Source organism: Sulfolobales archaeon (genome assembly GCA_038881635.1).
Classification (GTDB): Archaea; Thermoproteota; Thermoprotei_A; order Sulfolobales; family AG1; genus WYEN01.
The window spans coordinates 1-5,189 of sequence record JAVZPJ010000018.1 but is presented as its reverse complement, the minus strand read 5'-3'; the positions used below and the strand labels follow the sequence as shown (position 1 = coordinate 5,189).

The following is a 5,189-nucleotide window of genomic DNA, read 5'->3' as shown; positions in this document are numbered from 1 at the left end:
GATCTCTTCAAAGTATTATTCTCTCGGAACAGCATCTAATCAGTATCAAGATCGCTATGTATCTTGCGTTTACCCCATGGAGCTTCTCCTCTCTCTACTACTTCTAGCAATACTCTAAAGCCTTCTATAAGATCTTTAGATTTTCTAGTTCTAGGTCCATAGATTTTTCTAGCAAATATCTCTATGATTCTCATGAGATCTTCCACGATCTCTTGGCGTAATCCTTCTGGATCCTCTTCTGATAACACTTCTACTCTGATCCCTAGATAGCTGAGGATCTGCTCTAGAAATCCTGCTCCGATCATTGCAAGCCTCTCTCTACTCTCAACAACAACCACGTCAAAATGCTTTAGAAAAGCCATCTCAAGTAGTTTTCTAAGCCCTACTCTCTCCTCAGAAACTCCAGGTGATATATCTCTGATCACATCTACAATCTTATAACCCTTAGAATTACAGTAGTCTAGAAGTTTCTTCACTTGTTTATCAAGATACTCAGCTCTAACATCTGATGAGACTCTCGCATATATCACAGCTCTACTCTCTCCACCTCTGATCCCGAGGATCCTTCCAATCTCGCTCTCCGGAATCCTATACCTACCACCAGCAGTTCTAACAGCCCTGATATAACCTCTTCTAATCCATTTAATGAGAGTACTATAGTTTATACCAAGTATCTTACAAGCTTCTCTAGGTCTCAGCATCTTCTCAGTCATTTAAAACCCCTGCCCACAGGATTTAACCCTCAATAGTCACAGAATTTCAACTGGGATTAATTATATTAAGGATTGCATGCTACAATAAGAAATCTATGAGATCTGGAGAGCTGAAATCTAGCTCTTCAGAAGCTGAGAATATGATCTCACATCAAAACAGAGGAGAATTCCCACACCTCCTAGAATCTCAGCATAATCTCCGAAAACTAGTAGACAATGATTCGAGAAAGCGATTCTAGGTATCTTACCAGCATTAAACCCGAAACTTGCAAGGATCTGAGTCCAAATGCTTCCTCCATGATCCCTCAGAAGCTTCTATAAGAACTCTTTCAATAATCATTCCTCTAAAACTTCTATCTATAGAGATCAATGTTGCCACATCTTTCTCAACCTCATCTTGAAGAGAGTGAGCACACCATGTTTCAAAATGATCTATGGCAGTAGATCTCCTAGATATATCTATAGATATATTAAGAGAAGAGAGCTTTATCCGATCTAAAGTAAGCAGAACTTCCAATCCACCCACTCCTACTATGCAAGTCTCGCCAGGATCATACCTAGAAGAGCTTGAAGATCAGCTTCACAACCAGCTATAAAACCCTCACTATTTAGAAGAGGTAGAGGAATACAAGGCTTCTAATACTATAATAGAGTTTTAACTATTTTCTCAACATGATCTTTAGAGGATCTAAAAGATTTTCCTGATAAGATTCTATCATAGAGATCTCTTAATCTCTCTATCTAGCTTTACGACCTCTTTCTCTAATTCATCGAATGAGAGAAGATCCGTGTCAAAGCCTATGGCTGAGTGCACCATTTATTTCTGCTACTCTCCCAGTATCTTTTTACAAGGTTTGGAAGCTCTCCATATTTTGATTCATCGTATCTCGGGAGTCTCTCGATCATGTCTCTAATTATTCTGCACCCGACCTCCTTAAGATCTCCTGTTCCGTAAATCTCTCTAGCCTTCACCGAAGCATATTCCTCGAAGGAAACTCCTTTTCTTGCTACTTCGTAGAACTCAGATCTGTATTTCTGCCAGAGATCTCTAATAGCAATTCTTACAGGGTTTTTCACGAGAGCTAGATGTACTCCGAGGATCTTATCTATGTAGATTGCTTTATAAAGTCTTAGAGGTGCTACTAGTGTGTCTGTTAGAAACCCGTTGACATACACATCTTTATATCTCAGCTTCTCGGAGTATGTGTAGAGCCAGTGCTCGATGTGGTAGGGATTCTCGCTACATAAGTGGTAGATATCGCCGCAGAGCAGTAGCCAAGGCCAGTAGATGAGGTAATGCCTTCTAGGATCCAGATTCTCTATAAGGTTCTTGATAAAGCTAGTAGAATCTTCTCTCATTACAAAATCTCCATCCCATACAAGAATCCATCTATAACTAGCTTTAGAAATGATTGCATTCCTTATCTCTGTCATACTACCCTGAGGAACTCTATGATATCTTATGTTCAAACCAAGCTCATTTTTAAGTCTCATGATAATATTCGGAGTATTATCATTAGAAGAATCCATTACAATATACTCGTCAACAAGATCCTTTATAGACAGAAGAGAAGGCTCGATCCAGTCTTCCTCATTATATACGGCAACCATAGCTGAAATCCCCTGAGGCTTCTTCCTAGGATCATCTCGTAAACCTGTGTAGAAGGCTATCGAAGAGATCATGTTTCTAAGAGCGAAAACACCTCTCCTACCTAGAAGCCTTCGAATGATAACTCTAGGACTGCTCTTCATCCTTCTTCACAGTGTATTATCAGACGCACCTCTTATAACCCTAAAACCGAAGACCATAAATCTTTAGCGTAAAATTATAATCTCAAAGACTAATGCTATCGAATCAGACCTTGAAAAGTATGTTCATGATTCACGGGAGTTAATGAAGAGATTTTAGAAGGTGCATGTATACTCACATAAAAAGTTCTATACCTCTCCTCACCTTAACCTCTACAGCGATTTATAAGCCGTTTTTATACACACACCGTTGGAGAAGGTGGTGGTATGAGCAATAACATTGTCTCTAGTACTAAGAATATGAGGATACAAGATAGATTCGCTAGCATTCAAAACACTACTCGAAGAAGTATAGGTCTAGATATAGCTCTACATATTAAAAGGCTTGAGCTCGTAGATGATGTCTTGCCTTGTTGAGGTGGTATAGTGTGAAGCTTAAGATACTAATTGTAATAGCTATCATCATAGCACTTGTACTAGCATTGATCGGTGTCGTGGTCAAGCAGAATTATATCTCTGAGAGAACAAGCTCTTTTAGAGTTAATATTGCTACCACGACTTCTCTTTATCAAACAGGATTAATCAACGATCTTCTCGAGAATTTCAGAGATTGGCTGAGGAACCAGACTGGCGTTAATGTTGAATTTTCTATTCTCGCTAAGGGGAGTGGTGAAGCTCTTAGACTACTTGCTGACGGCTCAGCTTGTATTGGTTTCACCCACGCTCCTCCGTTGGAGTATCAGTATATGAGTCAAGGCTTGATAGAGAGGTTGATGATATTCGCATACAACGAGTTCATAATAGTTGGGCCGAGAAGCGATCCTGCGAAGGTTAGTGAAGCCAGTGATGCTGTAGATGCTTTTAAGAGAATATATGCAGCTGGTGAGAAGGGTTTGGCTAAATTCGTGAGCAGAGGTGATATGTCGGGTACAAATGTTAGAGAGCTTCAGCTATGGAAGCTGGCTGGCTTGAACCCTGAAGGAGAGCAATGGTATTTAAAATCGAGTCAGGGTATGGCGCAAACTCTTTTAATGGCTGAAAACCTAGGTGCTTATACATTGACAGATAAAGGCACCTACCTAAGTCTTGTGAAACAGGGTAGGTTAAGAGATCTAACGGTGCTTCTCGAAGACCCTAAACACTTGCTGAATGTATACTCGATATATATCTCTACCTCGCCATACTGTAGCAATCCGGAGGTATACTTTATCGCGCTTAAACTCAAAATATATCTATCACATGAGGGGCAGGAATTGATAGAAAGCAGGTATAGCGGGTTGTTTAATCCTGTTGATGATAGAGAAGAAATGCTTTTATCAGCGTGGAAAACTCTCTCAAGGCTAGGATAATTTTCAAACCATTATTAATACATTGATCGAGGGCAGGGTGTTTTTCTATGACTGAATCTATATATGATCTAACTCTTAGAAGCATTTACATATCTTCAACAGCTGCAGCTCTCTCCTTCATACTAGCGCTGATCATAGCATTGAAAATGCTTGACTCATCTGTGAAGACTAGGAGTATAGTGATAGGTGTTTTCGAGGCATTAGTAGGTGTGCCTACAACTGTTGTTGGCCTGCTAATGTATATATTGCTTTACCCCAGAGGACCTTTAGGAGTATTAAGACTGCTCTACACACCGATAGCAATTATCATTGGCGAATCTCTCGTAGCTCTTCCAATAGCTTTCATCTCTATCTTTAGACATCTACAGAATGCTAGAGATAATGTAAGAGAGCTGATCCTAGCACTAGGTCTACCAAGAAAGAACGAGAGATCCTTATTGCTGAGAGAGACAGCTCCTGTTCTAATCTCATCATATCTCACTTCATTTTCAAGAGCTATAGGCGAGCTCGGTGTAGCGTTGATCGCAGGTGGTGGGATAGAAGGATATACCAACGTGTTGACAACAGCTATAGCTCTGCAGACTTCTATCGGAAATTACGAGTATGCTATTCAGATAGGCTGTGTTCTCATCGCTATAACTATGCTGATTATAATTCCTCTTAGAATGCTCGGTGAACGTGTTTATGGAGCTTAAACTTGTTGATGTGTGGCATAGTTATGATGGTGTGAACTATGTTCTTAAGAATGTAAATATTGTTTTCAGCAAGCCAGGAGTATATGTTGTGGTAGGACCTAATGGATCTGGTAAAACTACTCTGCTGAAGATAACTGCTCTAATGATTAAACCGACGAAAGGTTTTGTCCTAGTTAACGGAGTTGACTACTGGTCTTTGAGAGATGAAAGTCTCAGAATAAATCTGAAGAAGAACATAGTATATGTACATGATAAACCACTTATTTTCAGAGGTAGTGTAGAATATAACATTAGCTTAGGAGTTAGATCACTTTATCCGCGAGAGTGGAGTAGAATAGTTGAATACCATATGAAGAGATACAATATATTAAACATTAGAAATGAATCCGCTCTCAGAATCAGTGCTGGCCAGGCGAAGATTGTAACTATTCTAAGAGCATTATCATTAAACCCAGAAGTACTTTTGCTAGACGAGCCATTCACATTCCTAGATAAGAGTAGAACCAGGATACTACTTGAAGACATAGTAGAACTATCCAAGAAGAAGGTGATCATAATTGCAACACATTATATGTATAGAGAGCTCGATGAAATAAAGAACCAAGTAATAGAACTACCATTATCAACGCCATAACCCCTAATAACCGAGGCGATCTAGAGTTACTCTACTTAACTACCGCAAC

At 39.6% G+C, this 5,189-nt stretch carries 7 protein-coding genes; 4 read left to right on the top strand and 3 right to left on the bottom strand.

From position 1 onward, the window contains the following. Window positions 1-35: 35 nt before the first annotated feature. The 3 genes from QXS89_07270 to QXS89_07260 form a co-directional block, all read right to left on the bottom strand. Window positions 36-713, bottom strand: coding sequence for an IS607 family transposase (locus QXS89_07270; protein MEM3831973.1), 678 nt, complete (start codon window positions 711-713; stop codon window positions 36-38). A 253-nt stretch (window positions 714-966) separates the two neighbouring features. Continuing rightward, window positions 967-1,230, bottom strand: coding sequence for a hypothetical protein (locus QXS89_07265; protein ID MEM3831972.1), 264 nt, complete (start codon window positions 1,228-1,230; stop codon window positions 967-969). Between the two features lie 281 nt (window positions 1,231-1,511). Further along, entirely contained in the window at window positions 1,512-2,465 is a 954-nt protein-coding gene (locus QXS89_07260) for a glycosyltransferase (protein ID MEM3831971.1), read from the bottom strand. A 264-nt stretch (window positions 2,466-2,729) separates the two neighbouring features. Here QXS89_07260 and QXS89_07255 point away from each other — a divergent pair, with 264 nt between their 5' ends. Genes QXS89_07255 through QXS89_07240 form a run of 4 tightly spaced genes read left to right on the top strand, consistent with a single transcriptional unit; the run spans window position 2,730 to window position 5,140 of the window. Next, the gene (locus tag QXS89_07255; GenBank protein ID MEM3831970.1) at window positions 2,730-2,879 is read left to right on the top strand and encodes a hypothetical protein; all 150 of its coding nucleotides are present in this window, start codon (window positions 2,730-2,732) and stop codon (window positions 2,877-2,879) included. Between the two features lie 11 nt (window positions 2,880-2,890). Then, window positions 2,891-3,811: a substrate-binding domain-containing protein gene (locus tag QXS89_07250; protein MEM3831969.1), complete on the top strand. Its 921-nt coding sequence runs from the start codon at window positions 2,891-2,893 to the stop codon at window positions 3,809-3,811. A 47-nt stretch (window positions 3,812-3,858) separates the two neighbouring features. Beyond that, the gene (locus QXS89_07245) at window positions 3,859-4,506 is read left to right on the top strand and encodes an ABC transporter permease (protein ID MEM3831968.1); all 648 of its coding nucleotides are present in this window, start codon (window positions 3,859-3,861) and stop codon (window positions 4,504-4,506) included. Beyond that, window positions 4,496-5,140: an energy-coupling factor ABC transporter ATP-binding protein gene (locus QXS89_07240; protein MEM3831967.1), complete on the top strand. Its 645-nt coding sequence runs from the start codon at window positions 4,496-4,498 to the stop codon at window positions 5,138-5,140. Before QXS89_07245 ends, QXS89_07240 begins: the two co-directional genes overlap by 11 nt. Window positions 5,141-5,189: the final 49 nt, after the last annotated feature.

Bases quoted from the DNA above. Each gene is read 5' to 3' on its own strand.
- QXS89_07270 (MEM3831973.1), bottom strand. From the start codon at position 713: ATGACTGAGAAGATGCTGAGACCTAGAGAAGCTTGTAAGATACTTGGT.
- QXS89_07255 (MEM3831970.1), top strand. From the start codon at position 2,730: ATGAGCAATAACATTGTCTCTAGTACTAAGAATATGAGGATACAAGAT.
- QXS89_07245 (MEM3831968.1), top strand. From the start codon at position 3,859: ATGACTGAATCTATATATGATCTAACTCTTAGAAGCATTTACATATCT.
- QXS89_07260 (MEM3831971.1), bottom strand. From the start codon at position 2,465: ATGAAGAGCAGTCCTAGAGTTATCATTCGAAGGCTTCTAGGTAGGAGA.
- QXS89_07240 (MEM3831967.1), top strand. From the start codon at position 4,496: ATGGAGCTTAAACTTGTTGATGTGTGGCATAGTTATGATGGTGTGAAC.